18 protein-coding genes are annotated in these 21,492 nt (G+C 48.0%); 16 read left to right on the forward strand and 2 right to left on the reverse strand.

Annotation, left to right across the window (positions count from 1 at the left end):
- The 15 genes from K6T99_10890 to K6T99_10960 form a co-directional block, all read left to right on the forward strand.
- Positions 1 to 212: histidinol-phosphatase (locus tag K6T99_10890; protein ID MCL6520328.1), on the forward strand; the 212-nt coding region annotated here is incomplete at its 5' end.
- Between the two features lie 80 nt (positions 213 to 292).
- The gene (locus K6T99_10895; protein ID MCL6520329.1) at positions 293 to 1,516 is read left to right on the forward strand and encodes an MFS transporter; all 1,224 of its coding nucleotides are present in this window, start codon (positions 293 to 295) and stop codon (positions 1,514 to 1,516) included.
- Positions 1,517 to 1,665: 149 nt separating this feature from the next.
- Positions 1,666 to 2,280 carry a DNA-3-methyladenine glycosylase gene (locus K6T99_10900; GenBank protein MCL6520330.1) on the forward strand — a complete coding sequence of 205 codons (615 nt, stop codon included), beginning with the start codon at positions 1,666 to 1,668 and terminating at the stop codon, positions 2,278 to 2,280.
- Between the two features lie 153 nt (positions 2,281 to 2,433).
- A complete protein-coding gene (locus K6T99_10905) occupies positions 2,434 to 3,393 on the forward strand; it encodes a sugar-binding protein (GenBank protein MCL6520331.1) in 960 nt (319 codons plus the stop codon).
- A gap of 51 nt (positions 3,394 to 3,444) precedes the next feature.
- On the forward strand, positions 3,445 to 4,941 hold the full coding sequence (locus K6T99_10910; GenBank protein ID MCL6520332.1) for a sugar ABC transporter ATP-binding protein: 1,497 nt from the start codon (positions 3,445 to 3,447) through the stop codon (positions 4,939 to 4,941).
- Positions 4,938 to 5,888: an ABC transporter permease gene (locus K6T99_10915; protein ID MCL6520333.1), complete on the forward strand. Its 951-nt coding sequence runs from the start codon at positions 4,938 to 4,940 to the stop codon at positions 5,886 to 5,888. Before K6T99_10910 ends, K6T99_10915 begins: the two co-directional genes overlap by 4 nt.
- A 342-nt stretch (positions 5,889 to 6,230) precedes the next feature.
- Complete coding sequence (locus tag K6T99_10920) at positions 6,231 to 7,343, forward strand: DNA repair exonuclease (GenBank protein MCL6520334.1); 1,113 nt, start codon at positions 6,231 to 6,233, stop codon at positions 7,341 to 7,343.
- A 3-nt stretch (positions 7,344 to 7,346) separates the two neighbouring features.
- Positions 7,347 to 9,440 carry an AAA family ATPase gene (locus K6T99_10925; GenBank protein ID MCL6520335.1) on the forward strand — a complete coding sequence of 698 codons (2,094 nt, stop codon included), beginning with the start codon at positions 7,347 to 7,349 and terminating at the stop codon, positions 9,438 to 9,440.
- An 80-nt stretch (positions 9,441 to 9,520) separates the two neighbouring features.
- Complete coding sequence (locus K6T99_10930; protein MCL6520336.1) at positions 9,521 to 10,585, forward strand: TIGR03790 family protein; 1,065 nt, start codon at positions 9,521 to 9,523, stop codon at positions 10,583 to 10,585.
- Between the two features lie 551 nt (positions 10,586 to 11,136).
- Complete coding sequence (gene rpoN, locus K6T99_10935; GenBank protein ID MCL6520337.1) at positions 11,137 to 12,546, forward strand: RNA polymerase factor sigma-54; 1,410 nt, start codon at positions 11,137 to 11,139, stop codon at positions 12,544 to 12,546.
- 106 nt (positions 12,547 to 12,652) lie between these two features.
- Positions 12,653 to 13,273: a hypothetical protein gene (locus K6T99_10940; GenBank protein MCL6520338.1), complete on the forward strand. Its 621-nt coding sequence runs from the start codon at positions 12,653 to 12,655 to the stop codon at positions 13,271 to 13,273.
- A gap of 15 nt (positions 13,274 to 13,288) precedes the next feature.
- The gene (gene amrS / locus K6T99_10945) at positions 13,289 to 14,341 is read left to right on the forward strand and encodes an AmmeMemoRadiSam system radical SAM enzyme (protein ID MCL6520339.1); all 1,053 of its coding nucleotides are present in this window, start codon (positions 13,289 to 13,291) and stop codon (positions 14,339 to 14,341) included.
- Between the two features lie 30 nt (positions 14,342 to 14,371).
- A complete protein-coding gene (locus tag K6T99_10950) occupies positions 14,372 to 15,037 on the forward strand; it encodes a phosphoribosyltransferase (protein MCL6520340.1) in 666 nt (221 codons plus the stop codon).
- 258 nt (positions 15,038 to 15,295) lie between these two features.
- On the forward strand, positions 15,296 to 16,135 hold the full coding sequence (locus tag K6T99_10955; GenBank protein ID MCL6520341.1) for an ATP-dependent Clp protease proteolytic subunit: 840 nt from the start codon (positions 15,296 to 15,298) through the stop codon (positions 16,133 to 16,135).
- A complete protein-coding gene (locus K6T99_10960) occupies positions 16,125 to 16,814 on the forward strand; it encodes a phosphoribosyltransferase (protein MCL6520342.1) in 690 nt (229 codons plus the stop codon). The genes K6T99_10955 and K6T99_10960 overlap by 11 nt, the downstream gene beginning before the upstream one ends.
- 13 nt (positions 16,815 to 16,827) lie before the next feature.
- Here the strand turns inward: K6T99_10960 and K6T99_10965 are convergent, their stop codons facing one another.
- Together K6T99_10965 and K6T99_10970 are read right to left on the reverse strand one after the other, a co-directional pair.
- Positions 16,828 to 16,983 (reverse strand): hypothetical protein, encoded by a 156-nt coding sequence (locus K6T99_10965; GenBank protein MCL6520343.1) that lies wholly within the window; start codon positions 16,981 to 16,983, stop codon positions 16,828 to 16,830.
- A 13-nt stretch (positions 16,984 to 16,996) separates the two neighbouring features.
- Positions 16,997 to 17,191, reverse strand: a complete 195-nt coding sequence (locus tag K6T99_10970; GenBank protein ID MCL6520344.1) for a YHS domain-containing protein — start codon at positions 17,189 to 17,191, stop codon at positions 16,997 to 16,999.
- 210 nt (positions 17,192 to 17,401) lie between these two features.
- Between K6T99_10970 and K6T99_10975 the strand changes: the two genes are divergently transcribed.
- Complete coding sequence (locus K6T99_10975) at positions 17,402 to 21,388, forward strand: hypothetical protein (GenBank protein MCL6520345.1); 3,987 nt, start codon at positions 17,402 to 17,404, stop codon at positions 21,386 to 21,388.
- Positions 21,389 to 21,492: the final 104 nt, after the last annotated feature.

A 21,492-nucleotide genomic window follows, 5' to 3' on the forward strand; every position in this document is an offset into this window, starting at 1 on the left:
TAATCGAAGTGTTCAATGCAAAATCAATTTTTAAAATATTCAATTGGAAAGCTTCAAGGTTTGCAAAACAATATGGGAAAACCGGAGCCGCCGGAAGTGACGCTCACCACCTAGAAGCTATTGGTCTTTGTTTAAATGAAATGGAGGACTTCTCGAGCCCAACGGAGTTTCTAAGGAACCTACGTAATGCACGATTAATAAAACACTTTTAAGCCCTCTCCATGCTTAGGACTTAAAGACGTCTCAACCAGACAGGACTGTAAAAATTGGCGTTATCGAAGAAAACAAACCTATGCCTTACTATCGAAAAAACTTATTAATACTCTCAACCACAATATTTTTAACCTGTGTGAGCTGGAACCAGATTATCCCATTCCTACCGCTATTCATGAAGGAGCTGAATGTTGGCGAAGGAAAGCTTCTAGGGTGGGTCGGCATAATCTTTGCACTTCAATCCGGTGCCAGCATAATTGCACTGCCCTTCTGGGGAAAACTCGGCGATAAATATGGCCGCAAGCCAATGGCAGTTCGAGCTGGGATGTGCCTCAGCACGATTTATTTTGCAATGAGCGTTTGCACTTCGCCTCTCCAACTCGCCATTCTCCGATTCCTAAACGGGGCTTTGACCGGTTTCATTCCATCTTCGATGGCACTGATAGCCACGAATACGCCTGAGGAGTTTGCTCCTCGCTCAATCGCCACCGCCCAAACCGCCTCAGCTGCTGGTCTTATCATTGGACCGGTGATAGGCGCAGGCCTTGCTGAACTTGTTGGCTATAGGATTTCCATGAGAATCTCAGGCTTCGCTGTCCTACTTTCAGCAATTCTTGTCTGGCTAATGGTGAAGGAACCAAACAAGGCGAGTACAGGGGAGGAGACAAGCTTACTCCAAGATTTCATAATCTCTTTCAACTCACGCATTCTCAGCTCGATTATGTTGACGGTAATGATCTATGGAATCTACATTGGCGCAATCAACCCAATTTTGGCGCTTCACTTAACGAACATGAATAGCGGACACGCCCCTCGGTGGCTTGCCGGGTTTGTCTTTTCACTACTGCCCGGTGCATTTATATTGAGCGCCCACTCCTGGAGCAGACTTGGCGAACAAAAAGGTTACAATCGAACGATACAGGCCGGATTAATTGGCGCTGGTGCGTGTGCTGTTGCTCTAACTTTTGTAAGAAACGTATGGTTATTTTCAGGAATCTTCTTTATAGCTGGGATTTTCCTTGCTGCATTAAACCCGTCCACTGGCGCAATCATCTGCACAAAAGTCGGCGAGCATTTCCGCGGCAGGGCATATGGAATACACACCTCAGCCAACATGATTGGAAATATGATTGCGCCACTTCTCGCAGCGAAAATTGGCTCTTGGCTTGGAATTCCCTCTGTCTTTGCTTTTGTTGGAATCACGGCGCTTATAGGAGCGATGGTGTTTCCAGTACTGGTAGCAGGATGGGCACAGGATAAGTGGGAAACCGGCATCGGCGCAGATTCATCCTCTATTAATTAGCTGCTTGCAAGCCGTAAGAGAATCTAAACCTTGTGGCACAGGAGCAAGCATACCGATTTTAAGAACGCCAACACAAAGATGACAAGCCAGCTCTGTCCAATAGGCACGCAATTCAATGCAAGGCGTTAGCTGTGTTATAATATTGCACCATGGTTTATTCGAGATTCAAACCGCTTCCACGGGAGTTTTATGCCGGTAATACCTTAGATGTGGCACGCGCGTTGCTAGGCAAAGTGCTCGTGCACATAACAGACGACGGAACAATTGCAGGACGAATTGTTGAAACCGAGGCATACCTATGCAACGATCCCGCCTGCCACGCCTCACGAGGGGAAACTGCACGCAACTCTGTAATGTTCGGCGAGCCAGGGCATGCATATGTGTATTTTACTTACGGTATGCACTTTTGCTTCAATGCGGTAACCGGCCCCAAAGGAGTAGGCGAAGCTGTGCTTATCCGAGCTGCCGAGCCACTTGATGGCATCGAAATCATGGCCGAAAAGCGAGGGACGGACGACATAATAAACCTGGCTAATGGCCCAGGAAAGCTCTGCCGAGCATTCGGGCTTGACCGCCGCCACAATGGCCGTGACCTAACGCTAAGCAAACTTTTCATTACCGATGACGGTTACGTTCCCGCCGAAATAGTAACCGCTACAAGAATCGGCATCCGCCTAGCTACCGACAAACCTTGGCGGTTCTACATTGCAGGAAACCCATATGTTTCAAAGATAAATAACCATCGCCTGAATATTCGCCCCTAATGATTATAGACGCCGAACAGACAGTGTTGGAGGATTTTTGCACAAGCTTGCGTTGTAGCCTCTGTGCAGGAATTCGGCGTGTTCCTAGATAACGTATCATTGTTTTCGGCAGTTGTAAATATTGCCCAATACTTTCGCGGAGTGGAGGACCAAATGAAAAGATTTGCCTTCGTACCAGCTGCCCTACTCATAGCCCTCACAATTGTATCGTGTGGGCTAAAGACCAGCGGGAAAGTCAAGGTTGCTTTTGTCTCAAACACCGTCTCGCCGTTTTGGCGCATAGCCAAAGCCGGTGTCAATGCTGGGGAAAGAGATTTTAACGTCGAGTGCGACTTCCGCATGCCAGCCCAGGGAAACGCAACTGAACAGAAACAAATCCTAGAGGATTTGCTTGTCAAGGGCGTTACTGGCATCGCAATCTCGCCAATTAACCCCGCGAACCAAACTGACATTCTTAATCAGGTTGCTGAGTCTGCCAACCTAATTACCATGGATTCCGATGCTCCGGAGTCAAAGCGGATATGCTACGTCGGCACAAACAACTACCAAGCGGGCAGAACTGCAGGCAAGGAAATAAAAAAGGCTCTGCCAAATGGTGGCAAAGTCGTCTTGTTTGTAGGAACCCTAGACGCCCTTAATGCCCGAGAGCGTCGGCAGGGAATCATAGACGAAGTTAAGGGCTCAAAGGTACAAATAATTGACACACTCACCGACAATGCAGACCACGTAAAAGCGAAGCAGAATGTCGAAAATACGATTGTCAAGCACCCCGATGTTGCCGGCCTCATGGGACTCTGGAGCTACAACGGACCAGCAATTGCTGAGGCAGTCAAGGCGGCAGGCAAGATTGGCAAGATCAAGGTCGTTGTCTTTGATGAGGAAGATGGCACACTCCAAGGGATAAAAGATGGAGTTATTTTCTCCACCATTGTCCAGAATCCATACCAATTTGGCTACCAGTCTATGCGCATTCTCGCAGCTCTGGCAAGGGGCGAAGACCCAAAAATACCAAAAAATAAGGTCATTTATCTCCCAGAGAGAGTGATTAATAAGACCAACGTTGATGCTTTCTGGAAAGAGCTGAAAAAGCATTTGGCAGAGGGAGAGAAATAATAATCCCTTCACTTTTATAAAAGAATGGCTGGTCAAGCGATTCAACATCTCATGGCAAATCCTCTGCTTTTAATGAAAGGAATAACAAAACGTTTCCCCGGCGTACTTGCGCTAGACAATGTTGACTTTGAGCTCTACACCGGTGAAATATGCGGACTGGTCGGTGAGAACGGCGCTGGCAAATCCACCCTCATACGCATACTTGGCGGCATCTTTCCAGCCGACTCAGGTGAGATTTTTGTTGAGGGCAAGCCGGTAAGAATTGCCTCTGTAGATGACTCACTTGCGCTAGGTATCTCTATCATCCATCAAGAGCTCAACCTAGCCGAAAACTTGGACATCGCCTCCAACATTTTCCTCGGCCGTGAGCCAACTGCCAGCCCTCTTTGTTTGGTAAGAAACCGCGTGCTCATGGAAAAAGCAGGCGAGCTTGCCAAGACTGTCGGAATCGCGGCGCCGCTGACAACTATTGTCGAGAATCTATCGCCAGGCCAGCAACAGCTCGTGGAAATTGCGAAAGCCCTCTCAATGTCCGCACGTATCCTTGTGCTCGATGAGCCAACAAGTTCCCTCTCGCCAAGAGAAGCCGAGAACCTTTTTTCCGTGATGCGCAAACTAAAAGACCAGAGCGTCTCAATGATCTACATATCGCATCGGCTTTCGGAGGTCCAGGAGGTCTGCGACCGGGTAGTTGTTCTCCGAGATGGACGGCGGGTTGGCGAACTGGTTAGGAAGCAGATGTGCCGCGATGAGATGATTCGACTAATGGTTGGGCGCGACATTTCTAGGTTTTTCCCCGAAGCCGGTAAGCCGACCGAAGAACCTGCCATTTGCGTAAGGGAACTCCGCCCTCCCGAATGTAAGGGAGAGTTTAACTTTTCCGTCAACCGCGGCGAAATCCTTGGAGTCGCTGGTTTGGTCGGCTCTGGAAGGACCGAGCTTGCACGATGTCTTTTCGGGATTGAGCCTGCGCTTTCAGGAGAAATCGTCATTGGCGGCAAATCCGTCCGCATCAAAAGCCCCCTAGACGCAGTCCGTAACGGTATTGGGATGGTGCCGGAGGATCGGAAATACCTTGGCTTGATACTTGAGATGGCAGTGAAGGAAAATATATCGCTTCCAGATTTCTGCGCGTCCGGTCGGTTTTGGCTTGACGAGCGACGCGAATCGAAGCTTGCCGAGGAGCAGATAAAAAAATTAAATATCCGCACACCAACAATCAACCAGCGTGTCGAGCTCCTTTCAGGCGGCACTCAGCAAAAGGTAGCGCTTGCAAAATGGCTTGCCATCAGATCAAAGATTTTGATACTCGATGAGCCAACCAGAGGGATTGACGTGGGATCGAAGAGCGACATTTACTCGCTTATCCGCGGGCTTGCAGATGCAGGGTTGGCGGTCATTATGATATCATCAGAGCTAGAGGAAATCCTCGGTTTAGCTGACAGGGTGCTTGTGCTTCACGAAGGCCGGCAAACAGGTCTCCTATCACATGAGGAAATGAGCGAAGAGAAAATCATGCAACTAGCGACGGGAGGGATAACAGCTTGAGGAAAATTCTCGGCATGATCTTACTTCTGGTCGCCCTGTGCATAGCAATCTATTTGGTCAATCCAAGGTTCATAACGCCGGTCAACCTCCAAAACCTTACTCGACAAATAGCACTCCTCTCCATCTTTGCCATTGGAGAAGGGATTGTTATTCTTTCCGGCGGAATCGACCTCTCTGTAGGTTCAATAATCGCCTTTACAGGCCTCCTAGTCGCATACCTAGTGACCACTTTAGGGGTCCCGCCAGCTTTAGCCACTACTTTCGTGCTAGCCCTGTGTGTCATCATCGGCTTTGCGCACGGAATGCTAGTTACTAAACTCAAACTACAACCCTTTATCGTTACGCTCTGCACCATGCTTATCTTCCGCGGCCTTGCCCGGCGACTGACCGAAGACGACACCCGCGGGTTCGGCAACCAGTTCGAATCTTTCCGCATGCTAGGCGAAGGAGCGCTCTGGGGTATCCCAGTTCCCGTGATAATCCTCATCACAGTAGCAGTCATCGCGCATTTTTTTATGCGCTATACAGTTTATGGTAGATATCTCTATGCAATCGGCCGCAATCCTAATGCAGCCCGCTATGCTGGCGTAAAGGTCGATCGAATGCAAACTGCCTCTTATCTAGCATGTGCACTTCTTTCTGGGGTGGCGGGAATACTCTATGCTACCTATACGAACTCTGTTCAACCGGCGACGACTGGACAGGCATATGAACTGTATGCAATTGCGGCGGCAGTGCTTGGTGGATGTTCGATGCGTGGTGGAGAAGGCACAATCCTTGGCATAATAGTGGGCGCCAGCATAATGCGAGTAATGTACAACGGGATAATACTAGTAGGAATCTCCACTTTCTGGGAATTTGCAGTAATTGGGACAGTAATACTAATTGGTGTTGTTGCCGACGCAACTGTCAAGCAGCGTGCCTCGCGACTAAAGGCAAAGGGATAGTTCCAGGAAGACGTGCTTTTTATAAAAAGCATATTTGCAACGTCCCTTACAGATGATAAATGTTTTCGAATTACAAATAAAATATGCACGAAAACCTTCGAACACCTGCAATGAAATTTCCCCATAACGTCAGCCCCATTATGAGGATGGTAGATAGAAGTCGCGGAGAGCATCATATCCGCAGCCATAATAAGCAAAATATGCCAGCTTTAGCGATATAGGAATTTAATTATTCGTGCAAAGTACTTGACAACCTATGTTAGGCGGCATATAATCCGACCAAGCGGCCTTTTAAGGCAATGAGCATCCAAATGCTATCCCATCCAAAAGGAGGGCTTCCAATTGGCCCGTGCAAGCTTCCTGCATACCGCCGACCTGCATCTCAGCCGTCCATTTGGCTTTCTACCGCCACAGATCGCCGAGGAGCGGAGGCGCGACCAACGCAGGACGCTCAGCAAAATTGTAGATCTAGCGCTTGAACGCGATGTGAACTTCTTGTTGGTAGCCGGAGACTTATTCGACCGACCCGACCCCGACCCGTCGGATATCGAGGCTGTGACTGAGAATTTCCGACGGCTAACCGAGGCTGGCAAGCTGATTTTCGCCATCCCAGGCAACCATGACCATTGCTCAATAGGAGGCTTCTGGCGACGCTTTAATATGGACGGCGTTCGAGTATTTACCGCGCCTGAGTATCAATTTGAAATCCTCGGCAACCTTGGAATAATAGTAACTGGCATTGCCTTCGACCGTGAAAATTCGAGTCGCCGCGCCTTTGAGGGGCTGAATCTTCAACCCGATTTACCTGCAGTTATCTTAGTTCATTCATCATATGAGAGCTTTGAAGGGCAAATCGAGCGATACCATCCATTCTCAGCTGCCGAGCTTGCACAATTACCTGCGGCATATATTGCGCTTGGCCACTACCACCGGTTGAATTTTATTAACAGCAATAGCGTAATTGCTTGCTACCCAGGCACTCCTGAAGGCATTAGCTTCGATGCACCTGAGACCGAAGAACGCTACGTAATAATTGGCAAGATAGATGATGATGGTAAAGTTGCTACTGAGCAAGTGCCGGTAAATCGGCGAATCATGCGAAGCGTCGAAATAGACTGCACATCGTTTGATTCAATCGACGCTCTCCTAGAAGCTATCCGCAAGGTATGCAACCCGGCAGCACTCGTTGAGATACGCCTAACAGGGACACCGCCCGGCGAGTTAATTCCGGCTCTGCAGGAGGTGCCCGAGAGATTCAAAGATTCATGCTATTGGCTATCAGTTGACCAATCTGGTTTAATTACGTCTACCAAAGTTGACAATGACGACCGGACAATTAGAGGGCTTTTTAAGGAACGTTTAATAAAAGAGATTGAAAAAACAAACGACCCTGAAAGGAAGCGCTTGCTTCTTCGGTCACTCGACCTTGGCTTGGCCGCATTGGCTGAGGAATAGCTTATGCAGCTCTTGGAGCTTCAACTCACAAATTTCAAACGGTTTACTGGACACAAATTCACCTTCACACCTGGAATCAACTTAGTATGGGGGCCGAACGAATCTGGCAAGTCCACACTCCACGAAGCCATATGCTGTGCTCTTTTTGGGCGAGAGCGCGGACAGGCAGTCGAAAATTGGAACAGTGACGGCGCCTGTTTGGTGCGCCTTATTTACTCCACCGATGGCGAGACATTTCTAATAGAGCGAAAACTCACCGCCGGCGTGCAAAGGCTTTGCGTTCTCCGAGGAGGAGAGGAGACTGATGTAATCACTGAAAAAAGTGCAGTCGAAGGAAAGATTGCGGAACACCTAGGCATAAGGGATAAAACCATCTTTAACAACACAATTTCCATACGACAGGCCGAAGTAAGCAAATTAACCAGCAATAGCCTATCATCTGTGGGCAATGAAATCCAGCGAGTACTCACGGGCACTGCCCAAGGGTCAGCTTCCAAAGCTCTATCCAAACTACGTAGGCAACAAACTGATATAATTGGACCACCACGCCCAAAGAACCCCCGAGAATACGAAAACATCACAAATCGCCTCCAAAAACTTGCGGAAACCCTCGCGCAAGCCCGAGCATCCCGGGATCGAATCGTAAAGCTAGAGGATGAAATTAGACTTCTTGAAGAAAAGTTTTCGCACGAATCAAAACGCCTCTCTGAGCTTGAGGAGCTACTTTCGCGGCATAAACGATGGGCCGAACTCAAGCAAAAGCAACTGGAAATCGGTGAACTTCACGAATCCGTCTTTGCGCGGGTAAGAAAAATAAATGATAGCCTTGCAGACTTGAAGTTTGCACAAAAAGAGCTTGAGGAGGACGCTAACCTTATTGGGAAGGCCGACGAGATTGCCGATCATCTAGCGAAGCTTTACGGAAAACGCACAGCACTTGAGGATCGTCTTTCCCAACTAAAACAAACCTTAGAGAATCTACCGGAACGTGCAGGAACTCTCGCCCAGGCAATTTGGGCGGGAGGAGCACTAGTTTTTGCAGCAGCAGCAATTGTTCTTGGTTTAGCAAAGAATCCTCTATTTTTCCTGCTAATAATCCCTGCAATTGCGATACTAGCAAAACTGGCCCTATCGAAAGGCTTACAAAGGTGGGACGAACACCAACATCTCAATCAGTTGATTACATCAACGCAGGAGGAACTAAAAGCAGTCAACCTTGAGGAACAGAGCATCCTGGCTTACCTAAAGTGCCCAGACCCAGAACGCGCTTTCGCCAGAATAAAAGCTTATCGGTCACGAGCAGCACGAACGCACGAGCTTGAGGTTTCCATCAAAACTCTGCTAGATGGGCGGAACCTTGAGGACTGGCAGAAACAGGAAGCAGACCTTGCACGAGAACTTTCTATAATCAACCATGAATTGGAGGAACATTTTGCAGAATACTCACCCACGACCGAGGAAGCGGAGCGATGGCGGTCAGAGCATGCCTCGCTTCTGACTTCGACAGCGAATGTGTCTGAAAGGCTATCCAAACTAAGGGGCGAGCTCGAGGCAGAGCATAGAAATATGAGAGATATGGCGTGCATAGAGGGCGAACTTGAGTTTTTGCACAAACGAAAGGCCGAATTAGAGTTTCTAAACAAGGCATATGGCGAAGCAATCGCTGCCTTGGAAGCCGTTATTCAACGTGTTTCCGAAGAATACCTCCCAGTTCTCTCCGAAAAGGCTACTGAGTGTCTCAGCCACATCACAAATGGCCGATATACGGCTGTAAGGCTAACACCTGATTGGGTAATTTCGCTCGACTGTACGGAAAAAACTGGCGTCGCTCCGTCCATCGTCAGCACTGGGACTTCGGACCAGGTCTTCTTTGCACTGCGCGCTGCCTGTGGAGAGTTGCTCTCCTCAGGACATAAGCTGCCAATTATTTTGGACGATCCATTTGTAAGCTTTGACCGCGAGCGTCTGGAACGAACGCTACTTTTCCTTGGAAAGCTTGCATCTAGAAACCAAATCCTTCTACTCACCCATGACCCATTCACTCTCGAGTGGGCGAAGCAGACATCGTGCACTATACTTGATCTTTCTAAGCCGTAACGCCCCTCCTATTGAAACTCTCCCTAAGCCATACTATACTAAGCTATGGAGTACACTTTCTCTTAGAAAGGCGAAATCAAGTGAAAATTGCGAAATGGCAAATAATTGCAAACCTGATTTTAACATTTAGTCTATCATTTTCTCTTTGTTATGCGGCTAAACCAGCAAACGTGCTGGTTATCATAAACGACAACAGCCCTGACTCAAAAGAAATCGGCGTATATTACGCCAAAAAGCGGGGCATACCAACAAAGAATATTTGCCACATTAAATGCCCAGCAACCGAAGAACTAAATGACAAAGACTACCGCCCGCTCATCGAAAAGCCTGTTAAGGCTTACCTTGCCAAGACCGGCCTAAATAAGACTGTGGATTACCTCGTGCTCACAAAAGGCATCCCAATTAAGCTTCGAAATAGCGGCATGAGTGTAGACAGCATGCTTATGTGTATGGACCTTGGATTTTCTTTTGAAGGCCTTAAACAAGGAATACCCAATCCATACTTTAAAAAGCGAGAACATTTTTCGCATAAAAAGTACGGATTCTATCTCGCCACAAGACTTGATGGCCATACAAAGAAAGACGCAAAAGCCCTCGTAGATAGAGCATTGGCGGCAAAGGCTGCTCGTGGCGTATTTATTCTCGATATGTGCCCTGCCAAGAACGGCGGTAGTTATCGAATATACAACGACGACATGAGAAAGACACACGACTTTCTTATCCATAATGGATACATCTCTTATTTCGACAACACCGCCGAGTTTATTGGCGGCCGAAAGAAGATCATGGGCTACTTTTCATGGGGAAGCAATGACCCTTCATATGACTTTAAAAAATACCGATCAAACCAGTTTTTACCAGGTGCCATTGGGGAAACCGCAGTGTCTACTAGTGCCCGATCTTTTGGCTACTACAAAGCAGGCCAGTCAATGATCGCCGACTTAATCGCAGCTGGAATCACTGGGATAAAAGGCTACGTGTCCGAGCCATATCTTAGCGCAATAGCCATACCCTCCATTCTTTTCGAACGTTATATTTCGGGCTTCAACCTGGCTGAGAGTTTTTATATGGCATCTCGGTTTATCTTTTGGAAGGACATAGTCGTTGGCGACCCCCTCACAGCTCCGTATGCCGGGAACCGTTAACACTCGGAAATATAGCAGCCGGCTTTCCAATAACCACGCATTATTCAGGGCGTCAAGCCTACTGGCTTAACTTTACCACAAAGAACGAGTGAAAAACCTGCATGCTCGCAGTACATTGGGTAAAATGCAATATGAGCTTTTACCGAGAATAGACTAGGTCTGTGAATCTTGGCCTCAACAATATTTTTCCCATAAAGTGGCAACCAATCTTCTTACACAATTGAGGTCAAATTGCAAAGAAATATGCCACAACATTCAGAGGGGGTGATTAAAAATAACAAAAGGCATAAATAAGTGACCAACAAAGGCGCGAGGCAAGTATAAGGTTGACATATGTTAAAAAAATGGTTATACTTTATTCAAACGTTAGAGATGGCGTCGCTGGGGGAGCGAAGAAGTGGCCTAGCTCCAGCAGAGCGTATACGATAGCTGATTTGTACCTCAAATATCTGCCACCAACCAGAAATCTTATAAGATTCCGCGGCCTTTACCGAAAATGGTATTGAGGCAAAACCCCCAGCTCTTGCCGAGCGGAATGGAGGATATAGCAGTTGCTGATCCAGGATCAATCTCAAACACAGCAACAGCGGATAGATCCGAAGATCATAATGGCGAATACCCTTCTGCAGCTATCCAGTCTGGAGCTTCAGGAAGCAATCGAGCAGGAACTTGCAGAAAATCCAGCGCTCGAGCTCGAAGACGAAGAACCTTGTTCGGGGTGTGAGCTTGCACCCTTTATGTGCAAGGACTGCTCATTCCAAAAGCTGGCTACACAAGACGAAGAAACCGATATCTCAATCTACGAGATAGAGCCTCAATTTGAATTTACATTCGACCCTGATGATGATAATGACCCAATCAGCAGTTTGCAGGCCGATGTTACCTTACCCGAACATCTACGCAACCAACTCCGAGCATTAGTGACGGGGAAAACCTACGAGATCGCCGATTATCTCGTGAACTACATAAATGACAGGGGCTATCTTGAGTGCGATCTTCTCGAGCTTACTCTCGAGCTTAATGCTAGCGACGATGAGATTGCCGAAGCTCTAGCAGTGCTACAGACCCTCGATCCACCTGGCGTAGGAGCGCGAGACTTACGGGAATGTCTTCTCATCCAACTCCGATACCTTGACGAACAAGGTAGAGGAAACACGCTTGCCCAACGCATAGTCGAGAATTGCTGGGAAGAAATGGTCGGGCGAAAAATCAACCGTATCGCCCGAAAATTAAGGACAAAGCCTGAGAATGTTCGGGCAGCCCTAAGGTTCATTCAAACAAAGCTAAATCCTCATCCTGCCGGCAGTTTTGTGGCACCCTGGGACTACAAGCCCACTGATGCTAAATTGTCGGTTCGCCCTGATGTAATCATCCGCCGCACTCCAACCGGGTATGAGATAGATGTCGTCTTCAACGAGCATCTTTCGCTTGCAATAAACCCATACTACCGCCAGATATACAATGACTTGAAAAGCGGCAAAACAAAAAATATTTCGGAAGATGAAAAAAAACACATATTGGACTACGTCGAGCGTGCCGATCTTTTCATAAAAAACCTAAACCAGCGCCGAAGAACTCTTCGCAACATAACAAAGCGCATTATTGAACATCAACACGGCTTCCTCGACACCGGCTCAAAGTTATTCCTCAGGCCACTTACTCGCGTAAAGATAGCAGAAGAGCTTGGAATTCACGAATCCACAGTCAGCCGTGCAACAGCAAACAAATACGTCCAGATTCCCACCCAAGAGGTTGTGCCTTTCGACTTCTTCTTCAATTCATCCCACTCCGTCTCAGATATCATTGCCCAACTTATCGAGAATGAAGACCCTGCGCACCCCCTTAGCGACCAGGAGATCGCTCGAATACTTAATGAACGCGGTTATAATGTGGCCCGCCGCACCGTCGTCAAATACCGCGAAGCCATGAAGATATTGTCCTCTCGCCAGCGTCGCCGTTAGCCTCCTTTTGACAAGCTCCAATGGTGGAAACCCGTACCATTTTCTGGTAGAATGCATTCAAAGAATGCAATCAAAATTAGGAAATTTCCCCTAAGGAGAATATCATATGAAAATAAAAGAAGGAGATTATGTTAGGGTAATCCCGAGAGAATGTACACCAGCCGACGCTAAGAAAGGGCTATTCTACGGATACTTTGGCGGTTTGTGCGGCACAGTTGTACGTATCTACGAAGGCGATGAAGTATGCCTCAATGTCGATCTAGAAACCCTTCCACCTGATATATTAAAACGCCACATTGAAATTCAAGAATCAATAAAACGCAAGTGGCTCAATGGCCTTTCAGGTGAAGCAAGGAACCATCTAACCTCTGAGGAAAAGCATTTCGAGCTCTCCTATACCATATTAGTGAGTGCAAGCGATATCGAGAAGATCAAGAACGACAAGAAAAATGCCTCTACCGAACCAAGACCTATAGCCATTAAAAGCTCAAAGCAGTTGAACCCCCTCGTCGCAGAAAGTAAGGCACAAATTGAGCCGTCCGAAGCAACTATCGCCGAAAAGCCAACAAAAAAATCATCCACTAAAACCGAAGTCAAATCCTCCAGTTCTGCAATAAAAACATCCTCAAATGCTAAAACTGTTGAACCAAATGATAATAATGACCTTACTCCAGCCGAACTCGAGTTTCTTAAACAGCGTGAACGGGCATTAAAAAAGAAGAAATAACATGGGAGGCTTTATATGGCCATCCATGAGGAAATCAAACTGCATAAAGCGATTCTTTATGATAAACTGCCAGACAACCGCGTCAGGTGCAATGTCTGCCAGCGCCGCTGCAACATCGCCGAGGGAAAGATGGGCATCTGCTTAACGCGGATTAACAAGGGTGGCGAATTGTATTCTACAATCTACGGCATCGTTTCTTCCGCCCATGCAGACCCCATCGAGAAGAAGCCCGTCTATCACTACCTCCCTGGTAGCCTGAGTATGTCGTTTGGAAGTTTTGGATGCAATTTCCGATGTGTATTTTGTCAAAACTGGGAAATTGCTTATGCTGACGGTGTGAAGATCCCAGCAGTCGAAGGACGCTACGTGAGTCCTCAAAAAGCTGTGGACCTCGCAAAGGAGTATCGGTGCGCAAGTATATCTTGGACATACAATGAGCCAGCAATTTGGCTGGAGTACACTCTTGACTCTGCAAAGTTGGCGAAACAGAATGGCCTTCACACAATATATGTAACCAATGGCTATGCAACCCCCGAACACCTCGACATGATTGGGCCATATCTCGACGTATATCGCGTAGATATAAAAAGCTTCGATGACAATTTCTATCGAAAGCTTATAAATATACCATCTGTGCAAGGGATTCTCGACGCCACAAAGCTAGCAAAAGAGAAATGGCATATGCATATTGAGACTGTGACAAACATAATCCCAACTTGGAATGATGCGCCTGAAAACTTGCATGCAATCGCCCGATGGATAAAAGAAAATCTTGGAGAGCTAACTCCTTGGCATGTGACGCGATTCTTCCCTTGCGCAGAGCTGGTTGACGTCCCTCCTACTCCTCTGAGGACTCTGGAATTAGCACGAGACATTGGCCTCGAAGAAGGCCTGAAGTTCGTCTATATAGGAAATATTGGGGCTTCCGGCGACCCAAACACCCGCTGCCCAAACTGCGGGGCCGTAGCTGTCTCGAGATTCGGATACAGAGCGCGCGTAGAAAATGTAACCCAGGATGGCAAATGCTCAAAGTGCGGGGCAGAGCTTGGAATAGTAATCAAGGCTTAATTGGTAGCCAAACAAGAAATAGGAGGACCAATGATATTCGAAGACCGTGTAGATGCAGGCAGGCAGCTTGCGGAGGCATTAGAACATTATAAGGGCCAAGATGTCATTGTTCTTGCGGTTCCCCGTGGCGGCGTTGTCGTTGGCTATGAAGTTGCCCGTGCCCTCAATGCACCACTTGATGTGGTCATCCCAAGGAAGATTGGCGCCCCAGGACAACCTGAGCTTGCAATTGGCGCAGTTGCTATTGATGAGAAGCCTTTCCTCGACCACCAAATGATCCACCTCCTTGGCGTTTCCCAAGAGTACATAGAGGCTGAAGTTCGCCGTCAAAAAGAGGAGATCGAGCGCAGGCGAAAGATATACAGGGGTGACCGTCCATTCCCTGAGCTCAAAGACAAGACGGTTATCCTTGTGGACGATGGGATTGCAACCGGCTACACGATGATGGCAGCCATCCATGCAATCAGACGCATGCATCCTAGCAAGCTAATCCTAGCCGTTCCAGTCGCCCCTCCCGAGGCAGTCTCGCGGCTCAGACCTTTAGTCGACGAATTAATAGTACTTGAAACCCCCGAGCCCTTCTTCTCAGTCGGATCTTGGTATGAACAGTTCGAGCAGACGACCGACGAGGAAGTCATCGAACTGTTAAAGAAAGCAGAAACAGAGCATGCTGCTTCACTGCAACCACCCAGTTAATACACATGATAGCGGTAACCAAGTTTCAGAGACTGGGCTCTCAGGGTATCACTTCTTTGTCATAATAAGCCGTTCAAAATCACATGGAAGGAGAAACACCCGGCAAAAAACGACAGTGCTTCTCGAATTCCTAAAAAGCCAGCGCACTACTACGCTTGCAAGTGATAAAATATTGTTCAACGAAAAGAATAAAAGACAAGAGAGAGTTAGGGGGAGTTTTTGCTAATGCCGACGTCAAACCAAGCAGGCTCGAATCCAATGGACATCTTTTTCTCTTTGATTTGGCTATTCTTTATACTTTCGGCGCTTGTGCCGCTCTTTAAGCAACGAAGAATCCAGTTGGAGCGCTACCGGTTAATCCGCCAACTTGAGAAGGAGCGCAAATCTCGTGTTATCACACTAATCCACCGCCAAGAAGCGTTAAGCATCCTCGGAATCCCCATAGTACGATATGTAACCGTCGAGGATTCCGAGCAAGTTCTTAGGGCAATACGGCTAACTCCACCCGACCTGCCAATTGACCTTGTAGTTCATACGCCCGGCGGATTACTCCTTGCCGCCGAGCAAATTGCAATGGCACTCAAACGTCACAAGGCAAAGGTTACTGTCTTTGTTCCACACTATGCTATGTCTGGCGGAACTCTTATCGCGCTGGCGGCAGATGAGATAGTTATGGACCCAAATGCCGTCCTAGGCCCAGTTGACCCACAACTCCAGGAGTATCCGGCTTCTTCAATCCTTGAGGCCGTCAAAATTAAAGATAAGAACGAGCTTGAGGACAAGACCCTGATACTCGCCGACATCGCCAGAAAAGCAATTCATCAAGTGAGAGAATCCGTCTACTGTTTATTAAAAGAGAACATGGACGAAGAAAAAGCTCGTCAATTAGCACGGGTGCTCAGCGAGGGTACATGGACACATGATTATCCTATTAGCGTTACAGAAGCTCGTGAACTAGGATTGCCTGTTAGCGAGGAATTGCCCGAGACCATCTACTATCTTATGGAGTTATATCCCCAGCCGGTCCAGCGAAGACCATCCGTTGAGTATATACCAGTTCCTTATCGAAGAGAGTCGGAGCCACCGCATGGAAAATGAGTTTTTCGAGGACAGAGTAGACGCCGGCCGCAAACTTGCAGAACATCTCCTAAATTACAAAGACAAGGGTGCTGTAGTTCTGGCAATAGCCCGTGGTGGGGCGCCCGTTGGTCTAGAAGTAGCAAAACGCGTACATGCGCTGTTTGACGTGATTGTCCCCCGAAAGATTCCAATCCCCTGGAATCCAGAAGCTGGCTTCGGCGCAATAACCGAAGATGGGACAATCGTGCTAAACCAAAGAATGGTTCGAAGCCTTCGCCTAACCCCAGAAGAGATTGAGGAAGCTGCAAACGAAGTACGCAAGGAAATTATTCGACGTGCGGAAGCTTTTAGGGGAGGCAAACCACCCTTAGAAATTGAAGGAAAACCCGTTATTCTCGTCGACGACGGATTAGCATCTGGCTACACCATGCTTGCAGCGATTGAATCGGCCAGAAAACATGGCCCATCCGCAGTTATCGTCGCTGTGCCAGTCGCATCGGGAGGTGCAGTGCGTCTCGTCCAGCCAAAAGCAGACGATTTTGTGGCACTAATCATAAGCGAGAGGCTGCCGTTCGCTGTAGCAGACTTCTATCTCCGCTGGACGGACCTAACCGACGAAGAGGTGATCGCCTGTTTGAAGGAAGCGGAAGAGCTTGGATTAAGGGGTGAAGCGGCCACCCGCAAAGCAACAAGCTGAGCGGCCGCAGGAGTTATTTGCGTGCACGACCGCCTTTTCTTGCAGCGGTCTCTTCTTCCTCAACACGCCCCTTTGGAGCAGGTGGAGCCATTTCTTCTTTGCCCTTTTTCTTGATTCGACCGTTCGTGATTTCCTCAATAGTCTGTTTTCTTCCAATTTCTATGGGCATATCAATCTCCTCCTTAATCCTTCCTTGCGTACTCTGGTATCGGCACTCCTAGCTCTTCTTCGCGGCCGGCGACGTATTTCTCAGGATTTCGCCGAAATTCTTGTGCGCACTCAAGCGCACCAAAGTAATAATAACGACCCTTATATTCCTCAACTTCAGGGTACTCCACATCTTCGAGATCTTCACCACAAACGGGATCGCGCACCATAGATGCTCACGCTCCTTCTGCCGAGTCCGGCAAAAATCTTATTGACAAAAACATCGAAATTTAAACTCGTATGACCTCCAACCAAAAAGCAACGCATTCCCAATTTTCTCTAGCTTTCCTAGAACCTAGGTTTGACCATGCGTCAAAGCTTTTGATAGAATCAAGTAATGCCCATAATACCTAGAGTCTGAAAGCCTTGGGGAGGTACAAATGAGACTTCCGCGTTTAGTACTCTTGCTGTTTCTGTTATTTTTCCACTTCACCCCATCCGTATGTCCACAGAACTCTCTTCTAATGTCATTTCGATATCCGCCAAAGGAATTCAGCCCTATTCCCATTTGGTGGTGGAGCGGGGACGAAATTACAGAAGAGCGGCTAGCTTGGCAGATGGAAAGGATGGTTGAGGGGCATATTTACAATACCATAATCCTAAATCTATACCCATCTTCAGACAACCCACCATATTTTTCTCCTAGATGGTGGGAACTAATGGATTTCACCCTCCGCAAAGCTGATGAACTCGGCATGAAAATATGGTTTTATGATGGCCTGGGCTTTGCCGAATCGGACATTCAAAACCGACTGATGGAAGTAAGCCCTAAATTTAGGGCAGAATATCTGGCTTGTGAATCAGCCGACGTGACTGAAGGAAAAGCAGCTGAGCTAAGGCTGCCAGGTGGCAGGTTTGTTGCCGCCTGTGCGGCACCAATACTAGAAAATTCATCGCTTGGAGAACCAAAAGATCTATCTTCAGAGTTTAAGGGTGGAGTGCTAAAGTGGGCACCATTGGCCGGAAGCTGGCGTGTAATGCTCTTCTACGCAATGCCTTCGTCAAGGTTCGACTACTCAAATGCAACTGCATGCAGCAAGCTAATCGATAGCATCCATGGCGAGTATGAGCGAAGATATGGCCGCTATCTAGGTAAAACTATTCCTGGCAGCTTTCAGGATGAGCTGCCGCCACTGCCGCACTGGTCAAAAACTTTCCTTGCTGAGTTTCAGAAGCGCAAGGGATATGATATAACACCGCACCTTCCAGCGCTTTTTTATGACTGCGGCCCAATGACAGCCAAGTACCGCATAGACTACCGCGATGTAATAGCAAGCATGTGCGAAGACGCCTTCTTCAAACCACTTTTTGGGTGGCATGAGAAGCATGGAATGATTTGCGGCATGGACCAGCTTATCCGCAATGCCGACCCCATAAACGCCCAAATCTATTATCACGACTACTTCCGCACTATGAGATGGTTCGGTGCCCCTGGTCAGGACCAGCATGGCGATGTCAGGCCTCATGCCTCAATTGCCCATTTATATGGAAGACCCCGTGTATGGCTAGAAGGCTTCTATAATTCAGGCTGGGGGCAGACCTTAGAAGAACTTGCCCAACTTGTAAATATTTGGTACGTCCGCGGTGCGAATTTATACGATCCCCATGCCTGGTACTATAGCACTGCTGGCGGATGGTGGGAATGGGCGCCGCCGTGCACATCGTTCCGTCAACCATACTGGAGGCATTACAAATACTTTGCCGATTATGTTTCACGCCTTAGTTTCCTGCTTAGCCAGGGGAGGCATGTTTGCGACATCGCGGTGCTCTACCCTTCTACAACCATCCATGCTGAGATGACAGTAGAGGACAACATTTTCGATTCTGCTGGGAAAACAGCTCAAAGGTTTTGGCAGACCGTCCAATCGCTCGATAAAGATAAACGAGACTTCGACTGGATAGATGAGGATAGCCTTCAGAGAGCTGTATGTGCGAATGGAAGACTGAATGTGAGCTCTGAAAGCTACCGAGTGTTGATTCTACCCCGCGCACTTTATTTAAAAACTTCAAGCGCCAAGAAAATAGAGGAGTTCGCGCGAACCGGTGGGCTAGTTCTCGTCGTGGATAATGCACCAATTGGGTCAGCCGAAAGCGGTAGGGATGATCCCGAGATACAAAGTCTTTTTACAAAACTTATAGACCAAGGTTTGGTGACAATGCTCTCATATCCTGGAATAATCCCCGAGACGCTCGAGGCACTTTTACCGCGAGACCACTCGCCGAACATTCGCTGTACACACCGAGCTGTAGGCGATATCCACTTCTTTTTTGTTGTGCCGGAGGGCGCTGGCCCCTGGAATATTACCCTCTCAGCAAAGGGACGGCCAGAGGTTTGGGACCCATACACTGGCGACGTATACCCGGTAACCAACTATTTGATTACAGATGCTGGAACAGAGATGACTTTTAATTTTGACCTATCGCCAGCCTTCTTCATAGTAATCAACCCCAAAGCCACCGCAAACAAAGAGAAAAACCTTTCAACTAATAACTCCCAACTATCAACGGCACCTCAGTCTCCCGTTCTTCAATTTCCAGACGAGTGGGATTTCCGGATATATCCGACGATGGATAATAGGTGGGGCGACTTTCGTCTTCCAGCTTCGAAGGGCATGATGCCTGTCGAAGTGCGGGACTTCCGCTATACAGATGACCCCAAAAACGAGGGGCTCAAGGCAGGATGGCATAAAAGCAACTTCGACGATTCCAAATGGACTCGTGCGGTATACACCTTTGGGCCATACTGGAACATGTCCGATCCGATTAGGATGCCAAGCCTCGACGAACTTGAAAAACCCATGCCACCAGAGGAATGGCACGCCAACTCACCAAACTGGCGAGCCGTGGTTTATTCACGCCAGCTTGGCATTGAAAAAGACCCAATTCACCTCACTACGCTCGGCCCCAAATCAAGAGTTCCAGCGGAATTTGCTTTGGTAAAATTCGATAACATCATCTCCGCTCGATACCTATCCACATTCGTCTACTCGCCTAAGGCACGCTCGGCAACTTTGTATGTAAGCAGCCAATTTCCAAAGAGGGTGTGGCTAAACGGCTCTCTTGTCATTAATCAGCCCGCCAACAAACCTCCTGTCTTTTCTGCACGAGTAAAGTTAATGAAAGGCTGGAATAAAGTTTTGATAAAGCTTGCGCACGATGGCGCCGCCACAGAGCGTCTTTCATTCTCGATATCTGATGAAAACATGCCATCTGCGAAATGGATTTGGGCGGCAAAGCCTGAAGCACCGACAGTCTACTTCCGTAAAGTGCTAGAAGTGCCCTATCAGCCAAAGGAATCTTCCATAAACATCACATGTGATAACGGTTATGAACTGTATGTGAATGGCAAGCTGATTGGCCGAGAAGTGGGATACGACCAATCGTATTGGCAAACTGCCGAGCACTTCTCGATTCCTCTGCGCAAAGGCAAGAACATTATCGCCGTTAAGGCAATAAACCTTGGCGGCCCAGGAGGCCTTGTTGTATGGGGCGAGGTGAAGTCCACCCCCAACAAACGACTTCCTTTCGCAACTAATGAGACGTGGGAGTTCTCTACACGGTGGGAGCCAGGGTGGACGACAAAGAAAGCACTGACCGGTTGGCTTCCAGCAAAGTGCCTGGGCAGTCTTGACGATTCACAGTGGGGGAAGGTTTTCACCCAGCCTGCTTCCCAGAATTCCAAGCAATGCCCAGCTATGCCGAGTTTCGACTTGCCGGGCACAATATACGACCCTAACCCAACTTATGCTCCCTATGCTTGGTATAGATTCAAACTCCCACCTGGCACAATCGCAATTCGCCCTTCAGTGTCAGTCCCGTATGAAATATACGTCAATGGCAACCGGCAGGCAATTGGAAAAGATGGTATAGTCAGGCTCAAATCTCCAGTTAGCGGAGGAGTATGTGCAATTCGAGCCAAGCAGAAGCCGGGGCTCAAGGCGGGAGCTGTCTTTTCTAAGCCGATACAGTTCGAGTGCGCACCTGGGAAGATTACCCTAGGGTCGTGGCACGAGAAAGGGTTGTCCACATACTCTGGTATTGGGGTCTACAGCAGAACATTCAATCTATCAGGGGAATACGTAGGCAAGCCGCTAATACTCGACCTCGGCGAGGTAAGAGGGACGGCCGAAGTGCGAATCAATGGCAAGCAAGCAGGCGTTCGGATATGGAAGCCATATCGCTTCGAAATCGGCAATCTTGTAAGAGCTGGCGAGAACAAAGTAGAAATAATCGTAACCAATACTCTAGGCCCGCATTATCGTATTGCAATGCCAACGCCATATGTCTACCCAGGACAGGAAATCTCCGGCATCCTAGGCCCTGTTAGTTTAATGCAAAGGGAAAACAATATTGAGCCGTCCGATTAGTTTGAAAAATAAGCTGAACTGCTGATCGGTTTGACCGCCAGCACAATTCAACAAATTATTTTTGGAGAATTCCGTAATTGATTTTCTAAAGCAATTATGGTAGA

This window comes from Armatimonadota bacterium (assembly GCA_023511795.1).
GTDB lineage: Bacteria > Armatimonadota > UBA5829 > DTJY01 > DTJY01 > JAIMAU01.